At 70.7% G+C, this 16,006-nt stretch carries 20 protein-coding genes; 14 read left to right on the top strand and 6 right to left on the bottom strand.

Annotated elements, in window-relative coordinates; all coding sequences use genetic code 11:
* Positions 1-12 precede the first annotated feature (12 nt).
* On the bottom strand, positions 13-804 hold the full coding sequence (locus FFT09_RS11630) for a DUF3027 domain-containing protein (protein WP_081191720.1): 792 nt from the start codon (positions 802-804) through the stop codon (positions 13-15).
* Positions 805-888: 84 nt separating this feature from the next.
* On the opposite strand from FFT09_RS11630, the gene FFT09_RS11625 reads away from it, so the two are divergent.
* Genes FFT09_RS11625 through FFT09_RS11615 form a run of 3 tightly spaced genes read left to right on the top strand, consistent with a single transcriptional unit; the run spans position 889 to position 4,028 of the window.
* Entirely contained in the window at positions 889-1,689 is an 801-nt protein-coding gene (locus FFT09_RS11625) for a glutaminyl-peptide cyclotransferase (protein ID WP_081191721.1), read from the top strand.
* Between the two features lie 41 nt (positions 1,690-1,730).
* Positions 1,731-3,500 carry an MFS transporter gene (locus FFT09_RS11620; protein WP_081191722.1) on the top strand — a complete coding sequence of 590 codons (1,770 nt, stop codon included), beginning with the start codon at positions 1,731-1,733 and terminating at the stop codon, positions 3,498-3,500.
* Positions 3,501-3,509: 9 nt separating this feature from the next.
* Positions 3,510-4,028 (top strand): DUF2771 family protein, encoded by a 519-nt coding sequence (locus FFT09_RS11615; RefSeq protein WP_138382678.1) that lies wholly within the window; start codon positions 3,510-3,512, stop codon positions 4,026-4,028.
* Positions 4,029-4,052: 24 nt separating this feature from the next.
* Here FFT09_RS11615 and FFT09_RS11610 read toward each other — a convergent pair whose 3' ends face one another.
* Entirely contained in the window at positions 4,053-4,439 is a 387-nt protein-coding gene (locus FFT09_RS11610; RefSeq protein WP_024875220.1) for a cold-shock protein, read from the bottom strand.
* Between the two features lie 164 nt (positions 4,440-4,603).
* Here FFT09_RS11610 and FFT09_RS11605 point away from each other — a divergent pair, with 164 nt between their 5' ends.
* A complete protein-coding gene (locus FFT09_RS11605) occupies positions 4,604-4,837 on the top strand; it encodes a hypothetical protein (protein ID WP_138382677.1) in 234 nt (77 codons plus the stop codon).
* Here FFT09_RS11605 and FFT09_RS11600 read toward each other — a convergent pair.
* On the bottom strand, positions 4,803-5,453 hold the full coding sequence (locus FFT09_RS11600; RefSeq protein ID WP_138382676.1) for an HAD family hydrolase: 651 nt from the start codon (positions 5,451-5,453) through the stop codon (positions 4,803-4,805). The genes FFT09_RS11605 and FFT09_RS11600 overlap by 35 nt on opposite strands.
* 83 nt (positions 5,454-5,536) lie before the next feature.
* Between FFT09_RS11600 and FFT09_RS11595 the strand changes: the two genes are divergently transcribed.
* From FFT09_RS11595 to FFT09_RS11560, 8 genes are all read left to right on the top strand, one after another.
* The gene (locus tag FFT09_RS11595; protein WP_024875223.1) at positions 5,537-6,148 is read left to right on the top strand and encodes a TetR/AcrR family transcriptional regulator; all 612 of its coding nucleotides are present in this window, start codon (positions 5,537-5,539) and stop codon (positions 6,146-6,148) included.
* The gene (locus FFT09_RS11590; RefSeq protein ID WP_138382675.1) at positions 6,145-7,110 is read left to right on the top strand and encodes a R2-like ligand-binding oxidase; all 966 of its coding nucleotides are present in this window, start codon (positions 6,145-6,147) and stop codon (positions 7,108-7,110) included. The genes FFT09_RS11595 and FFT09_RS11590 overlap by 4 nt, the downstream gene beginning before the upstream one ends.
* A gap of 101 nt (positions 7,111-7,211) precedes the next feature.
* A complete protein-coding gene (locus tag FFT09_RS11585; protein WP_081191727.1) occupies positions 7,212-8,249 on the top strand; it encodes an ion channel in 1,038 nt (345 codons plus the stop codon).
* A gap of 102 nt (positions 8,250-8,351) precedes the next feature.
* Positions 8,352-8,786, top strand: coding sequence for a helix-turn-helix transcriptional regulator (locus FFT09_RS11580; RefSeq protein WP_081191728.1), 435 nt, complete (start codon positions 8,352-8,354; stop codon positions 8,784-8,786).
* A 19-nt stretch (positions 8,787-8,805) separates the two neighbouring features.
* The gene (locus tag FFT09_RS11575; RefSeq protein WP_081191729.1) at positions 8,806-9,216 is read left to right on the top strand and encodes a VOC family protein; all 411 of its coding nucleotides are present in this window, start codon (positions 8,806-8,808) and stop codon (positions 9,214-9,216) included.
* Between the two features lie 44 nt (positions 9,217-9,260).
* The gene (locus FFT09_RS11570; RefSeq protein WP_081191730.1) at positions 9,261-10,052 is read left to right on the top strand and encodes a VOC family protein; all 792 of its coding nucleotides are present in this window, start codon (positions 9,261-9,263) and stop codon (positions 10,050-10,052) included.
* 143 nt (positions 10,053-10,195) lie between these two features.
* The gene (locus FFT09_RS11565; protein WP_138382674.1) at positions 10,196-10,453 is read left to right on the top strand and encodes a hypothetical protein; all 258 of its coding nucleotides are present in this window, start codon (positions 10,196-10,198) and stop codon (positions 10,451-10,453) included.
* A gap of 16 nt (positions 10,454-10,469) precedes the next feature.
* Positions 10,470-11,675, top strand: coding sequence for a cytochrome P450 (locus FFT09_RS11560; protein WP_138382673.1), 1,206 nt, complete (start codon positions 10,470-10,472; stop codon positions 11,673-11,675).
* Positions 11,676-11,704: 29 nt separating this feature from the next.
* Here the strand turns inward: FFT09_RS11560 and FFT09_RS11555 are convergent, their stop codons facing one another.
* On the bottom strand, positions 11,705-13,114 hold the full coding sequence (locus tag FFT09_RS11555; RefSeq protein WP_138382672.1) for a hypothetical protein: 1,410 nt from the start codon (positions 13,112-13,114) through the stop codon (positions 11,705-11,707).
* 188 nt (positions 13,115-13,302) lie between these two features.
* Between FFT09_RS11555 and FFT09_RS11550 the strand changes: the two genes are divergently transcribed.
* Positions 13,303-13,680 (top strand): YccF domain-containing protein, encoded by a 378-nt coding sequence (locus tag FFT09_RS11550; RefSeq protein ID WP_081191733.1) that lies wholly within the window; start codon positions 13,303-13,305, stop codon positions 13,678-13,680.
* 97 nt (positions 13,681-13,777) lie between these two features.
* Complete coding sequence (locus FFT09_RS11545) at positions 13,778-14,326, top strand: SRPBCC family protein (RefSeq protein ID WP_081191734.1); 549 nt, start codon at positions 13,778-13,780, stop codon at positions 14,324-14,326.
* On the opposite strand, the gene FFT09_RS11540 is transcribed toward FFT09_RS11545, so the two are convergent.
* Together FFT09_RS11540 and FFT09_RS11535 are read right to left on the bottom strand one after the other, a co-directional pair.
* Positions 14,310-15,161 carry a metallophosphoesterase gene (locus FFT09_RS11540; RefSeq protein WP_081191735.1) on the bottom strand — a complete coding sequence of 284 codons (852 nt, stop codon included), beginning with the start codon at positions 15,159-15,161 and terminating at the stop codon, positions 14,310-14,312. The genes FFT09_RS11545 and FFT09_RS11540 overlap by 17 nt on opposite strands.
* A gap of 40 nt (positions 15,162-15,201) precedes the next feature.
* The gene (locus FFT09_RS11535; RefSeq protein ID WP_024875234.1) at positions 15,202-15,996 is read right to left on the bottom strand and encodes an HAD-IIA family hydrolase; all 795 of its coding nucleotides are present in this window, start codon (positions 15,994-15,996) and stop codon (positions 15,202-15,204) included.
* Positions 15,997-16,006 lie beyond the last annotated feature (10 nt).

Below are 16,006 nucleotides of genomic sequence, written 5' to 3'. Positions count from 1 at the left end.
TTCCGGGTCCGCTCAGTCCGCCGCGACGGGATCGGTGGCGGCCGTGTCGGCAGTGTCGACGTCCAGCAGCGAGTCGTCGTACACCAGCTCGGCCACCGGGACCGAGGACCGCGCCTCGATCTCGACCTCGGAGTGCGCGCCGCAACCGAACTCCGCGTGGACCACGTGGCCGTCCGCTGGCGAGAGCTCGTTGCCGCACACCCCGAAGGCCGACCGCAGCGATCCGGCGAGCTGGAGGTAGAAGCCGCAGGTACCGCACGTGGCGGGAGCGCTGCGGGCCATGTCGGTGCGGGGTCCGTACTCGCCGCGGTGCCAGCGGGTCGCGGCCTCACCGCGCCCGAGCCGCGACAGCACCCTGACCCTGCCGAGCCCGATCTCGTGCGTGGCCTCGACGGCCTCGGGGTCGTCGAGCGTCGAGTACGCGGGCGCGAGCCTCGGATCGTCGGCTTCGGTGGGAAAGATGTCACCGACGCCCAGGTCGCCGGGCCGCACGCGCCGCTCCCACGGCACCCACCGGGGCGCGACGATCGCGTCCGGCCCCGGGGTGAGCACGACCTCGCTGATGGTCACGGGCGCGTCCTCGTCGGCCGTGGCCACGGTGACCGACCAGCGCCAGCCGCGATAGCCGGGCAGCCTCGCGTCGAAGAGATGGGTGACCGACACGGCGTCCTCGTGCACCACACCCACGTGATCGCCCACCGTGCCGTCACCGGCGTCCCGCACCGCCGCCTCACGCGCCGACTCGACCGCGTCGAGCAGCTTCCTGCGGATCGTGCCGTCGTCGTGCGTCAGCAGCAGGGTCATGACACCAATTGTGCAGCACTGGGGCCCTACACCGAAGCGGTGGGTTCGTGCCAGTCTGGGACGGTGCGGGTAAAGATCAGCCGGATGGTCGGCCTTCTGACGGCGGCACTGTCCGCGCTGCCGATCGCGGCGTGCGCGCCGGAGGCGCCCCGATCATCGCAGGACACCGACGCCGAGGACCCCGCGCCGCGTCCGCTCCGGGCCGAGGTACTCGACGTGCTGCCCCACGACCCCGAGGCGTTCACCCAGGGCCTCGAAGTATCCGGGGACACGCTCTACGAGGGCACGGGGCTCGTCGGCGAGTCCACGCTGCGGGCGGGCCCGGTCGGTGGCGAGCCCACCACCACGGTCGCCGTGCCGGAGCCGCTGTTCGGCGAGGGCATCACCGTCGTCGACGACCGGATCTGGCAGCTCACCTGGCGCGCGGGCATCGCCATCGAACGCGACCGCGACACGCTGGAGGAACGCCGCCGCGTCGACTACGACGGCGAGGGCTGGGGCCTGTGCCACCAGCCGGAACGGGACCGGCTCGTGATGAGCGACGGCTCCGCGACGCTCACCTTCCGCGATCCCGCCGACTTCACGGTGCTCGGCACCGTCACCGTCACCGACACCGGCACCCCGGTCACGGACCTCAACGAACTGGAGTGCGTGGACGGCGACGTGTACGCCAACGTCTGGCACAGCGACGACCTGCTGCGCATCGACGCCGAAACGGGAGCCGTGACCGCCCGCGTCGACGCCGGGGGCCTGCTCACGCCGGAAGAGGCCGCCGAGGCCGACGTGCTCAACGGCGTCGCGGCACTGCCCGGAACGGACCACTTCCTGCTCACCGGCAAGCTGTGGCCCAAGATGTTCGTGGTGAGGTTCGTCCCGACGGGTTGAATGCCCCGACGGGTCCGGCTCGAGTACGGCAGGATTGGTCTATGCGTTCCGGTCGCAGGGGTAGGCGGAAGTGGGCGCCCGGTGAGGGCGCGCCCGAGCCGTCCGCACCACCCGAGCGCGAGCGGCGGCCCGCGCCGCCTCCCGCGACCAGGGCGTACTCCCGTGGTGACGCCCCCACGGCCGACGACGCCCCGACCGGCGCGGTACCCGTGACGCCCCCACCCCCGCGCGGGGCGCGCTCGTATCGTCGGGGAGCACCGCCGCAGACTCCGCAGACTCCACCGGCTCCACCGCCGTGGCGGTCGTCGCAGGGCAGGCCGCGCTACGAGCACTACGACACCGGGGGCTATCCGCCGGGATCGTCGCGGGAGCAGTTCGACGCCGACGAGCCCGAACCGCCCACCGCCCGGCACGGCTTCGACTCCGCCGAGAACTCGGCCCGTGTGCCGAAGAAGCTCACGGTCACCCGGGTCGCGGCCCTGCGCAGCCGCCAGCTCAGCGGCCAGGCCGTCGACGCGTTCCGCCGTGCCACGCGGGCCGACGGGGCGGACAAGTCGGGCCTCACCTCGCTGTCGTACGCGGTGATGCTCAACTACGCCAGCGACGCCGCCATGGCCGTCGCGCTGGCCAACACGCTGTTCTTCGCCGCGAGCAGCGGCGAGAGCCGGGGCAAGGTGGCCCTGTACCTGCTCATCACGATCGCCCCGTTCGCACTGGTGGCCCCGGTGATCGGCCCCGCGCTCGACCGCATCCAACGGGGCCGCAGGCTGGCCATGTGCGTGTCCTCGGCGGGGCAGGCGCTCATGTGTGTGCTGATGGCGCTGAACTTCGACAGCTGGATGCTCTATCCCGCCGCGCTGGGCAAGATGGTGCTGTCGAAGTCGTTCATGGTGCTCAAGGCCGCCGTCACACCCCGGGTACTGCCACCGGAGATCACGCTGTCGAAGACCAACGCGCGACTCGCCGTGTTCGGGCTCGCCGCGGGAGGCGCGTTCGGCGCGGTCGCGAGCGGGTTCAACTGGGCGTTCGGTTCGGCGGGAGCACTGTGGTTCACCGCGGTGATCTGCGTCGTGGGCGCGGTGCAGGCCATGCGCATCCCGGCCTGGGTCGAGGTCACCGAGGGCGAGGTGCCCGCGTCGCTGACGGCCGCCACCCCGGCCGCGAAGAAGCCCCGGCAGCCGATGGCCCGGCACGTGGTGGTGGCCCTGTGGGGCAACGGCTCGATCCGCCTGCTCACCGGCTTTCTCATGATGTTCGCCGCGTTCGCGGTGAAGTCCGACACCGAGAACAGCGGGCAGAGCGCCTTCGTGCAACTGCTGCTGCTCGGCATAATCGGCGCGGCGGCCGGAGCGGGCGGGTTCCTCGGCAACGCGCTCGGCTCGCGCATGCAGTTCGGCAAGCCCGACCAGGTCGTGCTGGCGTGCCTGGCGAGCGCGCTCGCGGCGACTCTCGTCGCGGCGGTCGCCGCGGGTCTGGCGACCGCCGCGCTCGTCGGACTGGTCGGCGCCACAGCCAGCGCCCTGGCCAAGAACAGCCTCGACGCCGTGATCCAGCAGGACATGCCGGAGGAGTCCCGCGCGTCGGCGTTCGGGCGCTCCGAGACGGTGCTCCAGCTCGCGTGGGTGTTCGGCGGCGCGGTCGGCCTGCTGCTGCCGCCGACCTACTGGATCGGCTTCCTCGTGGTGTCCGGGCTGCTCGCACTGGGACTCACGCAAACCTGGCTGGTGCGCGGTGGCTCGTCGCTGGTGCCGTCACCACGGCGCCGCCGCGCGGTCCGACCCGATCCGCAGCCCGACCGGACCGGCTCGTAGTCTCGCCTCATGCGACGTTCGGTAGTAGCGCTGGTCGCGGTGGGCGCGGCCGTCCTGACGGGGTGTTCGGCACCGCACCCGCCCGAGGTCACCTTCTACACCGACGGCGAGAGCGTCGCGGCCCCGCCGATGGACTACTGCGACGCCCTGCGCACCGAGTGCTCGGTGACCGGCGGCGACCCGGTGGTGCTCGACTCGCGCCCTGGCCGGCCCGTACAGATCTCGGTGCCCAGCGAGATCGCCGAGACACCGTGGCTGGTCATCGTGCAGAGCCTCGACCCGGAGGGCAACCTGCTGCCGATGCGGCAGGAGGTGTTCACCGACGGGACCACCCACGCCCACACGGTGGTTCCCGAGACGTTCGGGCATCAGCCGCTCGTGGTGGAGGTTCAGCAACTCGGCGCCGCACAGGCGGTCGACTCGGAGAACAACCCCGTCGTCGACGAGAACGGCGACCCGCAGCTGGTGGTCAGCCCGCGCGGCATCTGGTCGCTGCAGCTCGACCCGCCGGAGCAGCGGGACGACTGAGTAAACGGCTGAGAGAACGGCGGCCTACGGGTCGAGATCGCGCGCGACGGCGCGCATCACCTCGGCGATGCGCTTGGTGGACCGGCGCTCGGGATAGCGGCCCTTGCGCAGGTTCGGCTGCACCGTCGTCTCCAACAGCTTGATCATGTCCTCGACGAGGCCGTGCAGTTCCTCGGCAGGGCGCCGCCGCGCCTCCGCCACCGACGGCGGCGGGTCGAGCAGGCGCACGGACAGGGCCTGCGGGCCGCGACGCCCGTCGGCGACCCCGAACTCCAGCCGCTGACCGGCCTTCAGGGCCTCGACGCCCTGCGGTAGCGCGGACTTACGGACGTAGACGTCCTTGCCTCCGTCCTGGGTGACGAAGCCGAAGCCCTTGTCCGCGTCGTACCACTTGACCTTGCCGGTCGGCACTGCCCCTCACCGTTCCTTCGCTCTCCTGCCACGGGCCGCGACATCGACGTCACAGCCCCCGCACGACGAACGCGCCCCAGGCGTACCCAGGACGCGCACCCGACAAGCGTATCTCCCCGCACGCGCCACGGCTCAGGCCGTGGCCCGCCTCTAAGATGTCCGACATGGGAACCACTGTCCACGACAAGAATTCGGCCATCACGCGAAAGCCCTGGCTGATGCGGCTCGGCATCGGACTGTTCGCGGTGGGCATGGTCGCCGTGGTGGTCGTGTTCCTGCTCTTCGCGGCGGGCTACTCGGAACTGCCCATCTGGCTGTCCGCGTTCGCCGGGATCGTCAGCCCGCTCGGCCTCGCGCTGGGGCTCATCGCGCTGGTCCGGGAGCACCGCCAGGCGTGATCGCGCCGCGCTCACCGTGTGCCGCGAACCAGCGCGGGAACTCGGTGAGCGAGTCCAGCACCACGTGCGCGCCCGCGGCCAGCAACTCGTCCCGGGGACACGGTCCGGTGGCGACCCCGACGGCGACGGCACCGGCGGCCAGCGCACCCCGGATGTCGCCGACGTGGTCCCCCACGTACACCGACGCCCGGTGTTCGGTCAGCGCCGTGGCCTTCGCCGTTGACCAGAGCCCGCCGACGAGCCGGTCCACGGTCCAGCCCAGCGCCCGCACGTGGCGCTGGGCGTTGGGCGCGTACTTGCCCGTGACGACCAGCGTCCGCGCGCCCGCACCACGCACGGCGGCCAGTGCCTCGCCCGCGCCGGGCAGCGCCACGGTGCGCGGGATGACGAGGTCGGGATACGTCTGCCGGAACCGCGCGACGAGCGCGGGCAGCCGGTCCTCGGGCGCGCCGAACTCGCGCAGCACGTGCTCCAGGGGTGCTCCGAGGTTCGCGGCGAAGTGCTCGCCGTCGAACGGCAGCCCCGACTCCCCGGCGAGGGTGTTCATCGCCTCGGCCATGCCGGGCCGCGGATCGATGAGGGTCATGTCGAGGTCGAAGCCCACGCACGCGGTCACGGCGACCACGGTAGCGGGTTGACGGCCCGACATCGCACGTCCAGCGGATTGACGCGAACGTGCGCGGTGTCAAGAATCCCATCGTGTCCTCGATCACACCGTTCACCGAGCGAGCCAGAGCGTCGCTGCGCGAACAGCTGCTCGACGCCACGGCCGCGTTGCTGCCACGCGGCGGATACGCGGGCCTGCGCATGGCCGACGTGGCCACCGCCGTCGGGGTGAGCAGGCAGACCGTCTACAACGAGTTCGGCAGCAAGTCCGCGCTGGTGCAGGCCGTGGCGCTGCGCACGCTCGCCGAGTTCACCGACGGAGTACGGCAACGGCTCGACGGCGCGGACGACGTCCTCGCGGGCATCCGCGCCGCCACGGCCTACACCGTCCGGCACGCCAAGGAGAACCGGCTCGTCGCCGCCGTCACGGGCGCGGAGGCCGCCGAGGACCTGCTCCCGCTGCTCACCACCCGGGGGCAACCGGTGCTGCACGCCGCCACCGACCTGGCCGAGTCGTACCTGCGCGAGCGGCTCCCGGCGATCCACGATCCCCGGTTCGTGGCCGAGACCATGACCCGGCTCACCCTCAGCTACGTCGTCCTGCCCACCCGTTCCGCCACCGACGCGGCCGAGGCCGTGTGCGCCGCGGTCGGTCCGCTGCTCCGTACCGAGCACTCCGACGAGACCGGAAGGACAACGCCATGACCGACACCGGCACCAAGCACCGAGACGGCTTTCAGTCGCTGCGCCGAGGGGGACTGAACTGGGACTCGTTCCCGCTGCGCCTGTTCGTCAAGGGCAACCGGCGGTTCTGGAACCCGGCCGACATCGACTTCGGCTCCGACGCCGCGGACTGGGCCGCCCTCACCGACGAGCAACGCCGTTCGGCCACCTACCTCTGTGCGCAGTTCGTGGCAGGCGAGGAAGCGGTCACCGAGGACATCCAGCCGTTCCTGCGGGCGATGGCCGCCGAAGGCAGGCTCGGCGACGAGATGTACCTGTCGCAGTTCTGCTTCGAGGAGGCCAAGCACACCGAAGTGTTCCGGCGCTGGATGGACGCCGTGGGGCTCACCGACGACCTGCATCCCTTCGTCGCCGAGAACCCGCACTACCGCAGGCTGTTCTACGAGGAGCTGCCCGCGTCGCTGCGCGTCCTCGCCGACGACCCCAGCCCCCGCAACCAGGTGCGCGCCAGCGTGACCTACAACCACGTCATCGAGGGTTCGCTCGCGCTGACCGGCTACTACGCCTGGCAGAAGATCTGCACCGGCAGGGCGATCCTGCCCGGCATGCAGGAACTCGTGCGCCGCATCGCCGACGACGAGCGCAGGCACATGGCGTGGGGCACGTTCACGTGCCGCCGACACGTCGCCGCCGACGACTCGCTGTGGGACGTCGTGCAGCAGCGCATGGGCGAACTGCTGCCCCACGCCCTCAGCATGATCGAGTGGGTGAACGAGCAGTTCGACGAGCATCCGTTCGGCATCGACAACCAGGAGTTCGTCCAGTACGCCGCCGACCGGGCCCAGCGGCGCCTCGGCGCGATCGAGTCGGCACGGGGTGCCGACGTCGCCGAGATCGACGTCGACCACTCCCCCGAACAGCTGGAGGACACGTTCGGCAGGGAGGACGAGAAGGCATTCGCCAGGGCCGCCGAGCAGTCCTGACCACGCGGCGTCCGGCGCGCGCGATGCCGGGCACCGCGTGAGGCGATCACGGCGGCGTGCTTCACTCTGGTACCGACATCTCGTGATCTCCGGAGGGCCGGATGCTGTTCGTCCTGTCGCGGCTGCTGTCGCGGCTCGCGGTGGTGACGTCGTGGGCGACACCCGTGATCGTGATCCTGGGTGTGTTCGCCACGAGCTGGCCGCTGATGGCGCTGGCCGAGCCGGGCAACGAACTCACCGAGCCCGCGAACTACTGGTGGTACTTCGTCGTCACCGCCTCGACCGTCGGCTACGGCGACTTCTACCCGGAGTCGGCGGCGGGACACGCCGTGGGTGTCTACGTCATCATCGGCGGCATCGTGGCCCTCACCACGGTGTTCACGAAACTGGCCTCGGTGCTGGAGAAGGTGAGGGGGCAGCGCATGCAGGGAACGATCACGATCGACGAGTCGGGCCACACCGTCCTGCTCGGCTACACGCCGGGCCGCACCGAACGCATCGTCACGGAACTGCTGTCCGACGGCGAGAACCGCACGCTCGTGCTGTGTGCGTGGGACGAGGTCGGCTCCCACCCGATGTCCGGTGAACCCGTGGCGTTCGTGCGCGGCGACCTCACCGACACCGGCGTCCTGCGCAGGGCGGGCGTCCACCGGGCGCGCACCGTGCTCGTTGACGCCCGCGACGACAACGAGGCCCTCGCGGTGGCACTGGCGGTGGACGAGGTCGACGAGGGCGCGCACGTGGTGGTGACACTGCGGGACCTCGAACGGGCGCGACTGCTGAACTATGTCAGCGACCGGGTGCAGCCGGTGCAGTGGCACACCACCCGCATGATCACCGAGGAGCTCCAGTCCCCGGGGATCAGCGAGGTCTACGCGGGCCTGATGACCCACGGCGGCGCCAACACCTACTCGCTCACGCTGCCCCGTGAGCTGGGTGCCGTGCCGGCGGCGCGGTGCCGCACCGCGCTCGCCCGCGCCCACGACGCCACCCTGCTGGCCGCGCGCGGCGACGACGGCCTCGTGGTCAACCCGGGCTGGCGCGCCGAACTCCCCGCCGGCGCGATCCTGTACTACGTGAGCGAGCGGCCACTGACCCCGGCCGACGTGGCCACGGCCCTGCGTCAGGACGGCGGCTAGCGCAGCGGTGTGTGCCGCGAAGGCCACCCTGACTGCGTGAGACGCAGCGAGGGTGGCCTTCGCGGCGACCCACCCCAGCCGACCACGTGGCATGATGCCGCCATGACGGCACGGCGCTCGGAGTCGCAACGGTTGCGGGACATCGTGGCGCTGCGTCGTGTCCGGGACCGGATCGACCGGGACTACGCCAAGCCGTTGAACGTGGAGGCGCTCGCCCGCGAGGCGCACGTGTCCGCCGGGCACCTCAGCCGCGAGTTCCGGCGGGTGTACGGCGAGGCTCCGTACTCCTATCTGATGACCCGGCGCATCGAACGCGCGATGACATTGCTGCGGCGTGGTGATCTCACGGTCACCGAGGTGTGCTTCGCGGTGGGCTTCTCGTCGCTGGGAACCTTCAGTACGCGGTTCACCGAGTTGGTGGGTCTACCTCCGAGTTCCTACCGCCGCGACCAGGCCCACGCCGCTGCGGGGGTTCCTCCGTGCCTTGCCAAGCAGGTGTCCAAGCCGGTCAGGAATCGAGAAGCGCGACCCCAGTAGGCGCCCTAGCGTGACGGGTATGGACATCACCGTGCAGTACGCCTTCCTCCCGCAGACCGACCCCGAGGCCGCACTGGGCTTCTACCGCGACAAGCTCGGCTTCGAGGTCCGCAACGACGTCGGCTACCAGGGCCTTCGCTGGATCACCGTGAGCCCGCCCGGGCAGGCCGACACCTCGATCCTCCTGCACCCGCCCGCCCTCGATCCCGGCATCAACGACGACGAGCGCCGCACAATTTTCGAACTGATCGCCAAGGGCGCCTACACGGCCATCACCCTGGCCACCGACGACCTCGACGGCCTCTTCGAACGGCTCGAAGCCGCCGGTGCGGACGTGGTCCAGGAACCGATCGACCAGGACTACGGCGTCCGCGACTGCGCCTTCCGCGATCCCTCCGGCAACCTCATCCGCATCAACCAGCGCGGCTGACCGGCCCACCCGGCACGTCACACCACCCACAACGGAGCCACGCCTTGTCACTCACCCTCGACCTCGTCACGCTCGGCGTCGCGGACGAGCAGTCCGCCCGCGCGTTCTACACCGGCGCGTTCGCCGCGACCGAAGATCACGGAAACAACCTCGACCTGCACGGCATCGGAAAGCTGGAGCTCCGCGAGATCGGCACGCTCGCGAGCGACGTCGGCACCTCCCCGGCGACGACCGGATTCCGCGGCGTCGTTCTGTCCGCCATCGTCGAGGCGCCCAGCGACGTTGAGACACTTCTCGGCACGGCCACCGACCACGGCGCGACCGTCGTGAAACCGGCGAAGAAGCAACTCTTCGGCGAGTTCACCGGCGCGTACCGGGCGCCGGACGGGGCCCTGTGGAAGCTGGCGGCTACGGCGAAGAAGAACACCACACCCCCGCACGCCCAGCCGAAGCCCCTCGAACTCGCGGTCTACCTCGGGGTCGCCAAACCGACCGCGTCCCAGGCGTTCTACGAGGCGCTGGGCATGAGCGCCGACCACGACTACGGAGACAAGTTCGTCGACTTCACCCGCCCCGGGGGCGGATACCGGCTCGGCCTGCTTCCCCGCAAGGCCCTCGCCAAGGACGTCGGCGTCGACGAACGCGGCGACGGCTTCTCCGCCGTGGTCCTCGCCCACACCGCCGCCTCCCGCGACGACCTCGACGCCCTGCTCAAGGCCGCGGCCGCCGCCGGGGGCCGGGTCACCGCCCCGGCGAGCCGGACCGCCGACGGGCGCCACACTGGGCGCTTCACCGACCCCGACGGCTACCACTGGCGGGTGACGGCACCGGGCTGAGCGAGCGCCGCCAACCTCTGTCCACCTGCCGCCGCCCGGCCGACCCCGAGAAATCAGCATCTTGCTGGACTCGCGGGTGACCTGCGCCGATCTACCGTGAGTTGGCCAGCCGTGCCACGGACGACGCACGAAGGGATCAGGGAATGGACACGAGTGTTGCCGCCGCCATGAACGACAGTGAGCTGTCCCGGGACTCGACCGAGTTGGCCGCCGCACTGGCCGAGAAGGCGATCACGGGATTCATCAGCGGTTTCGACATGACGATGTACGTGTGCGGGTGTAGCTGCGACGTGGCGAGCGCCAACTACGGGATCGCGGTCGAGGAGACCGTGGCGCGGCTTCCGGAGGACAGCAGCGCGGCCGAACTGATCAACGCTCGCCGCGAGCTTGTCACGCAGTGAGCGAAACACTGACGACATGACCGAATGGAACCGGGCGAGCCCGGAACTCACCTTGGACGCCCGGTTCCATGAGGCGCCCCACGACACCTTCGCCGAGCTCAGGGCCGAGGGCGGCCTGCACCGGTTCCTCGCCGGTGGCAGGCAACAGTCGTGGCTGGTGGTGAACTACGACGACATCCGCCGCCTGCTGCGAGACCACCGCCTGAGTAAGGACCCGGAGACGTTGATCGCCGCCAACAGGCGGCAGCTCGGCATCGGGGACGATCCGGAGGCCCAGGCGTCCGAACAGGTCATGCGCACGTTCGGGGAGCACCTTCGGGGCCTGTTGCGCACCGAACTCGGCACCACCCATGCGACGTCGCTGGAGGGGTCCGCGAGGCGGCACGCCGAGCGGTTCCTCGACCGGTTCGCCGCCGGAGACGACGATGACCTGCTGCGCGGCTTCGCCCTGCCGTACGCGTCGGCGATGTGCTGCGAGCTGCTCGGCATCGCCGAGGATCGGCAGGACGAGGTGGCCGGGCACGTGCGCGACATGGTGCTCGGCGGAAGCAGGGCGGCCAACCGCGCGTTGATCGGCGTACTCGCCGACACGATCGTGCGGCTCCGTTCTGCGCCCGGTGCCGACCTGCTCTCCGCTCTGCTGGCTCGCGCACGCGAGGATTCCCGGCTCTCCGACACCACTCTGCTGCACAGCGGGCTGATTCTGATCACTCTCGCCGTCGAGACGACGTTCAGCTTCATCACCACCTCCGTCCACACCCTGCTTCGCCACCCGGAAAGCCTCGCGGCGATCCGACGCGATCCGTCGCTGTTGGACGGTGCCGTGGAGGAGCTGTTGCGGTACAACGGCCCGCACAACATCAGTGCCGTGCGCGCGACGACTGCACCGGTGCGGGTCGCCGACACCGAGATCCCGGAAGGGAAACTGGTCTCCTTCGCGTTGACGTCGGGCAACCGGGACCCGCGACAGTTCACCGACCCGGATCGCTTCGACCCCACCCGGGACGCATCAGCGCATCTGGCGTTCGGGCACGGGAAGTACCGTTGTCTCGGCGCGGGGCTGGCCAGGCTGGAGTCGAAGATCGCGATCGGCACACTGCTGCGGCGTTACCCACAGCTGCGGATCGGTTGCCGACCGGAAGAACTCGACTGGGCGCAGAACCCCTATCTGCACTCGCTGCGACGCCTTCCCGTCAAACTCGGAGCACGCGCGAGCGACTGACCCCGCGTCGTCGGTGAGCCTCCCGCCCGTCAGATCCGGTGGAACGACGACACGTAGACGGCTTCGGGCCGCACGTCCGGCTCGTGGGAGGCGGACGTGGCGAGCAGGAACTGGACCCGGTCCCCCGACTTCACCCCTTCCGCCCGGTTCGTCACGTAGTTGAGCAGCGTGAGGTACGGGACGGTCAGCCGGACCTGGTCCCGGTTCTCGGTGCGCTGGGCCGTGCGGAACAGTTCGTTGGCGGCGTCGAACAACGCCTTCTCCTCGCGCCTGCCCGGATGCCAGACCAGGTGGCCCGTCCGCCGGGGCTCGATGATTCCGATCTCGCGCCACGGGCTCGGTTCGCCGTGGTCGGCTTCCACCCGGTACAGGAGGTTGTAGTCGTGGCGCACCGGAGTGGGGGCGAAGAACTTCCACTCGGGTACGAACACCGAACTCGGGTCGAGCCGTTTCGACCACGGGTCCCGGCGGTTGAGCTGTTGCAACACCGACACCCCGAGCCAGGCCCCGAACCCGGCGATCGCCAGCAGACCCGACAACCGGTGCCCGCGCGCGACGGACCTCTCCACCGGCACGGGGCTCGCACTGCGCCACCGCCGGCCGGCGACGTGGGCGACGGCGGGATAGCTCCCGACGAACGACCAGAAGAACCTGTTCAAGCCCATGAACTTGGCGTTCGCGACATGGAAGGCCGCCCCGGCACCGAAGAACAGCGGCCGCAGCCGCTGCGGAGCCACCAGCACGAGCGGGAACGCCAGCTCACCGACGATCACACTCCATGCGAGCACGCGGGCGAGCCACGGACGGTGGCGGCACAGCTCGTACAGCGTCCGGTCGCCGTAGGTCACGCATCGGAAGATGTGCAGGATCGCGGTGCCGTCGCGCCACGTGGACGACACCAGCTTCGCCGCACCCGAGGTGCCGTAGGCGAGGCAACTCTGCGCGGCCACGAAACCGAGTGCGATCTCCCTGCTGACCCGGTCGTCCACGGCGGCGAGCTTCTCCAGACTCGCCGCCGCGTAGCTCAGTGTCGCCAGCTGGTCCGACCCGTCGGAGCCGTACACGTTGCGCAGGTGCAGCACCGTGTTGCTCCCCGCCATGGCGGCGGTCAACGAGGCTCGGCCGCGCCGGCTCCGCGCGCCCAGCAGGAGACCGGCGGCAGCGGTGGCACGGGCGGCCAGCGTCAGCTTGACGTTCGGGTACGCGACCAGCGCGTTCAGTACGCTGCCCGCCCTGCCGTTGAACCCGCGCAGCCGCGTGCGCGCGACCGGCCACGCCAGCAGACCACGATCGCTCATGCTCCGGGCCGTGGTGAGCTGCTCCAGCGTCCCGATCAACCCGCCCACCGCGGTGATCCGTTCGACGCGGCCGAACGCCCGGTCGACATCGTCCCGGTACTCGCGGCGAGCGCGGCGCGAAAACGGGCGTAGCGATCGCAAGGGCCGGGTCCTTCCAGGCGGGTCGGGCGGCAGCGTGAACGGGGAGAAGCTAGCACCGCGGGCGGGGTGGTCCCCATCCTTCAATCAACGGATATTCGGGCCGCGTCGACTCGGCATCGCACTTCGCCCGCGTTGTGCCGCGAAGGCGGCGTCCCCCCAGCCACCCGGCAACCGGGCAGAATGGGATCATGCGCGCTCTGCTGAACGTGATCTGGCTGGTGCTGTCGGGGTTCTGGCTCGCCCTCGGCTACGTCGTCGCCGGCATCATCTGCTGCGTCCTCATCGTCACGATCCCGTTCGGGCTCGCGTCGTTCCGCATCGCGGGCTACGCGCTGTGGCCGTTCGGGCGGACGATGGCCGACCGCGACACGGCGGGCATCCCCTCGCTGCTCGGCAACATCATCTGGCTCGTCGTCGCGGGCTGGTGGCTCGCCCTCGCCCACGTCGTCACCGGCATCGCGCTGTGCATCACCATCATCGGCATCCCGCTGGGGATCGGGAATTTCAAGATGATCCCCGTGTCACTGCTCCCGCTGGGCCGCGACATCGTCCCAGTGCGCGACTGAGGTCACGGATCGATTGAATCCCTCGTCGTCGCGTGATCACGCGGCCCGTGGCCGGTACTGTCGCCCCACACCGGTGTTCGTCCTGGGAGGGTGACCGATGGCTCCGGAGACCGAGTACACGGTCGTGCTCGACGCCGATCCGCGCCGGGTGTGGGAGGTCGTCAGCGACATCACCGTCCCCACGAACTTCAGTCCGGAACTGCGTCGGGTGCGCTGGTTGGACGGGGCGACGGGGCCCGCGCTGGGAGCCCGCTTCGAGGGTCACAACCACAACGACTTCCTCGGGTGGTGGCGCACCGAGTCACACGTCGTGGCCTGGAAGGAGTGCCGGGTGTTCGCCTGGGCCGTGGTCGATCCCGAACGGCGGTTCGGCGGGGAACCGGACCCGGCGCGGCCCGTGGCCACGTGGCGTTACGACCTGGTTCCCGAACCCGGCGGTGCACGGCTGCGCCACCACGTCCGGCTCGGCCCCGCTCGGTCGGGGCTGAGCCTGGCGACCGACGCCATGCCGGACAAGGCCGAGGCCATCGTGCGGCAGCGGCTGGCCGACCTGCGCACGGCCATGACGGCCACCCTGGAGGGCATCGCACGGCTGGTGGCGGAGCGCGACGCCGGGCCGCCTGCCCCGTTCAGTCCCGGGAACTGACCGACTCCCAGCCGACGTCGTCGGTGGGCTCGCCCGGCTCGTAGGGCAGTTCGGTCACCAGGCACGGTCCGCCCGCGAACAGTCCGGTGTCCACCCCGAGCACCCGGCCCCCGGCGTAGAGGTGCGGAGCGTCCAGTTCCACGGGGTGAACCCCCACCTGGTCGGCGATCACGCTGTGCCCGTGAACGACGCGGTCACCGCCGAGTTGCGCCAGCAGCGCGTCGGCGGCCTCCGCGCCCTCCGGGCCCCGGAACGCGAACCGCGTGGTCATGCGACGCCACACGCCCCACCAGTGCATGATGTCGTCGGCGGCCAGCACCCGCTTCACCTCGGCGTTGATCTCGTCGACGGTGTCGCCCCAGTCGAGGTACTCCAGGGTGTCCGAGTGCAGCAGCAGGTGGTCGGCGGCGAGCGCCACGACCGGCCGCGTGATCAGCCACTCGACGTGCTCGCGGGTGAGTGCGTCCTGGTCGGCCACCTGGCCACCGTTGACGGCCCAACTGCGCGCGAAGCTGCGGCCGGCCGGGGCGCCCGCGTCGGCGGGCAGTGTGGTGTCGCCGAAGAAGTAGGTACCGAGCAGCAGGATCTCGTGGTTGCCGAGCAGCGTCTCGACGGAACCGTCCGACGACGGCGCCTGCTGCTGTAGTGACCGGACCAGGTCGATCGCGGCGACGCCGTCGGGCCCCCGGTCCACGAAATCGCCCAGGAACCACAGGCTGGCGTCGGCGCCGCTCCACCGGTCCGCGTCGTCCAGCAGACCGGCGTCGCGCAGGGCGTCGGCCAGTTCGTCTCGATGACCGTGAACGTCGCCGACGACGAACATGGGATGGTCCATCACGCCCCGACCATAATCCCTGGTGCTCGCGGCCCCCGTCTCAGCCCGCCCGGAACGGGTCGTTCGTTCGGCCCACGAGGTCGGCGACCGAGTCCACGACCATGGTCGGCCGGAACGGGTACCGTTCGGCCGACTCCCGCGTGGAGATGCCGCTGAGCACGAGCACCGTCTGCAGCCCGGCCTCGATACCGGAGTGGATGTCGGTGTCCATCCGGTCACCGATCATGATCGTGTGCTCGCTGTGCGCTCCCAGTGCGCGCAGCGCGGAGCGCATCATCAGCGGATTCGGCTTGCCGATGTAGTACGGCGACCGCCCGGTGGCCCGCTCGATCAGCGCGGCGATCGAGCCCGTGGCCGGCAGCACGCCCTCGCGGCTCGGCCCGGTGGGGTCGGGGTTGGTGGCGATGAACCGCGCCCCCTGCTCGATCAGCCGGATGGCCCTGGTGATGGCGGTGAAGCTGTAGGTGCGGGTCTCACCGAGCACCACGTAGTCGGGCTCGATGTCGGTGAGCACGTACCCGGCCTCGTGCAGCGCGGTGGTGAGCCCGGCCTCGCCGATCACGAACGCGGAACCGCCCGGCCGCTGGTTGCGCAGGAACCGCGCCGTGGCCAGCGCCGAGGTCCAGATCGACTCCTCCGGCACGTCCAGGCCGGACCGCGAGAGCCTGGCCCGCAGGTCGCGGGGCGTGTAGATGGAGTTGTTGGTCAGGACGAGAAACGGTGCGCCCTGGGACTTCAACTCGTCGAGGAACTGGTCGGCCCCCGGCACGAGGTGCTCCTCGTGTACCAGCACGCCGTCCATGTCGGTGAGGTAGTTCCACTGCGGCTCGGTCATGGTGCCCCAG

Origin of the sequence: Saccharomonospora piscinae (assembly GCF_005862235.1) — a bacterium.
In the GTDB taxonomy this organism is placed as follows: Bacteria; Actinomycetota; Actinomycetes; order Mycobacteriales; family Pseudonocardiaceae; genus Saccharomonospora; species Saccharomonospora piscinae.
The sequence above is the reverse complement of the archived record's forward strand: the minus strand, read 5'-3'. Positions and strand labels throughout refer to the sequence as shown.

Bases quoted from the DNA above. Each gene is read 5' to 3' on its own strand.
- FFT09_RS11615 (WP_138382678.1), top strand. From the start codon at position 3,510: ATGCGACGTTCGGTAGTAGCGCTGGTCGCGGTGGGCGCGGCCGTCCTG.
- FFT09_RS11625 (WP_081191721.1), top strand. From the start codon at position 889: ATGGTCGGCCTTCTGACGGCGGCACTGTCCGCGCTGCCGATCGCGGCG.
- FFT09_RS11535 (WP_024875234.1), bottom strand. From the start codon at position 15,996: ATGACCGAGCCGCAGTGGAACTACCTCACCGACATGGACGGCGTGCTG.
- FFT09_RS11605 (WP_138382677.1), top strand. From the start codon at position 4,604: ATGGGAACCACTGTCCACGACAAGAATTCGGCCATCACGCGAAAGCCC.
- FFT09_RS11565 (WP_138382674.1), top strand. From the start codon at position 10,196: ATGGACACGAGTGTTGCCGCCGCCATGAACGACAGTGAGCTGTCCCGG.
- FFT09_RS11590 (WP_138382675.1), top strand. From the start codon at position 6,145: ATGACCGACACCGGCACCAAGCACCGAGACGGCTTTCAGTCGCTGCGC.
- FFT09_RS11560 (WP_138382673.1), top strand. From the start codon at position 10,470: ATGACCGAATGGAACCGGGCGAGCCCGGAACTCACCTTGGACGCCCGG.
- FFT09_RS11550 (WP_081191733.1), top strand. From the start codon at position 13,303: ATGCGCGCTCTGCTGAACGTGATCTGGCTGGTGCTGTCGGGGTTCTGG.
- FFT09_RS11580 (WP_081191728.1), top strand. From the start codon at position 8,352: ATGACGGCACGGCGCTCGGAGTCGCAACGGTTGCGGGACATCGTGGCG.
- FFT09_RS11620 (WP_081191722.1), top strand. From the start codon at position 1,731: ATGCGTTCCGGTCGCAGGGGTAGGCGGAAGTGGGCGCCCGGTGAGGGC.
- FFT09_RS11540 (WP_081191735.1), bottom strand. From the start codon at position 15,161: ATGGACCATCCCATGTTCGTCGTCGGCGACGTTCACGGTCATCGAGAC.
- FFT09_RS11575 (WP_081191729.1), top strand. From the start codon at position 8,806: ATGGACATCACCGTGCAGTACGCCTTCCTCCCGCAGACCGACCCCGAG.
- FFT09_RS11630 (WP_081191720.1), bottom strand. From the start codon at position 804: ATGACCCTGCTGCTGACGCACGACGACGGCACGATCCGCAGGAAGCTG.
- FFT09_RS11585 (WP_081191727.1), top strand. From the start codon at position 7,212: ATGCTGTTCGTCCTGTCGCGGCTGCTGTCGCGGCTCGCGGTGGTGACG.
- FFT09_RS11545 (WP_081191734.1), top strand. From the start codon at position 13,778: ATGGCTCCGGAGACCGAGTACACGGTCGTGCTCGACGCCGATCCGCGC.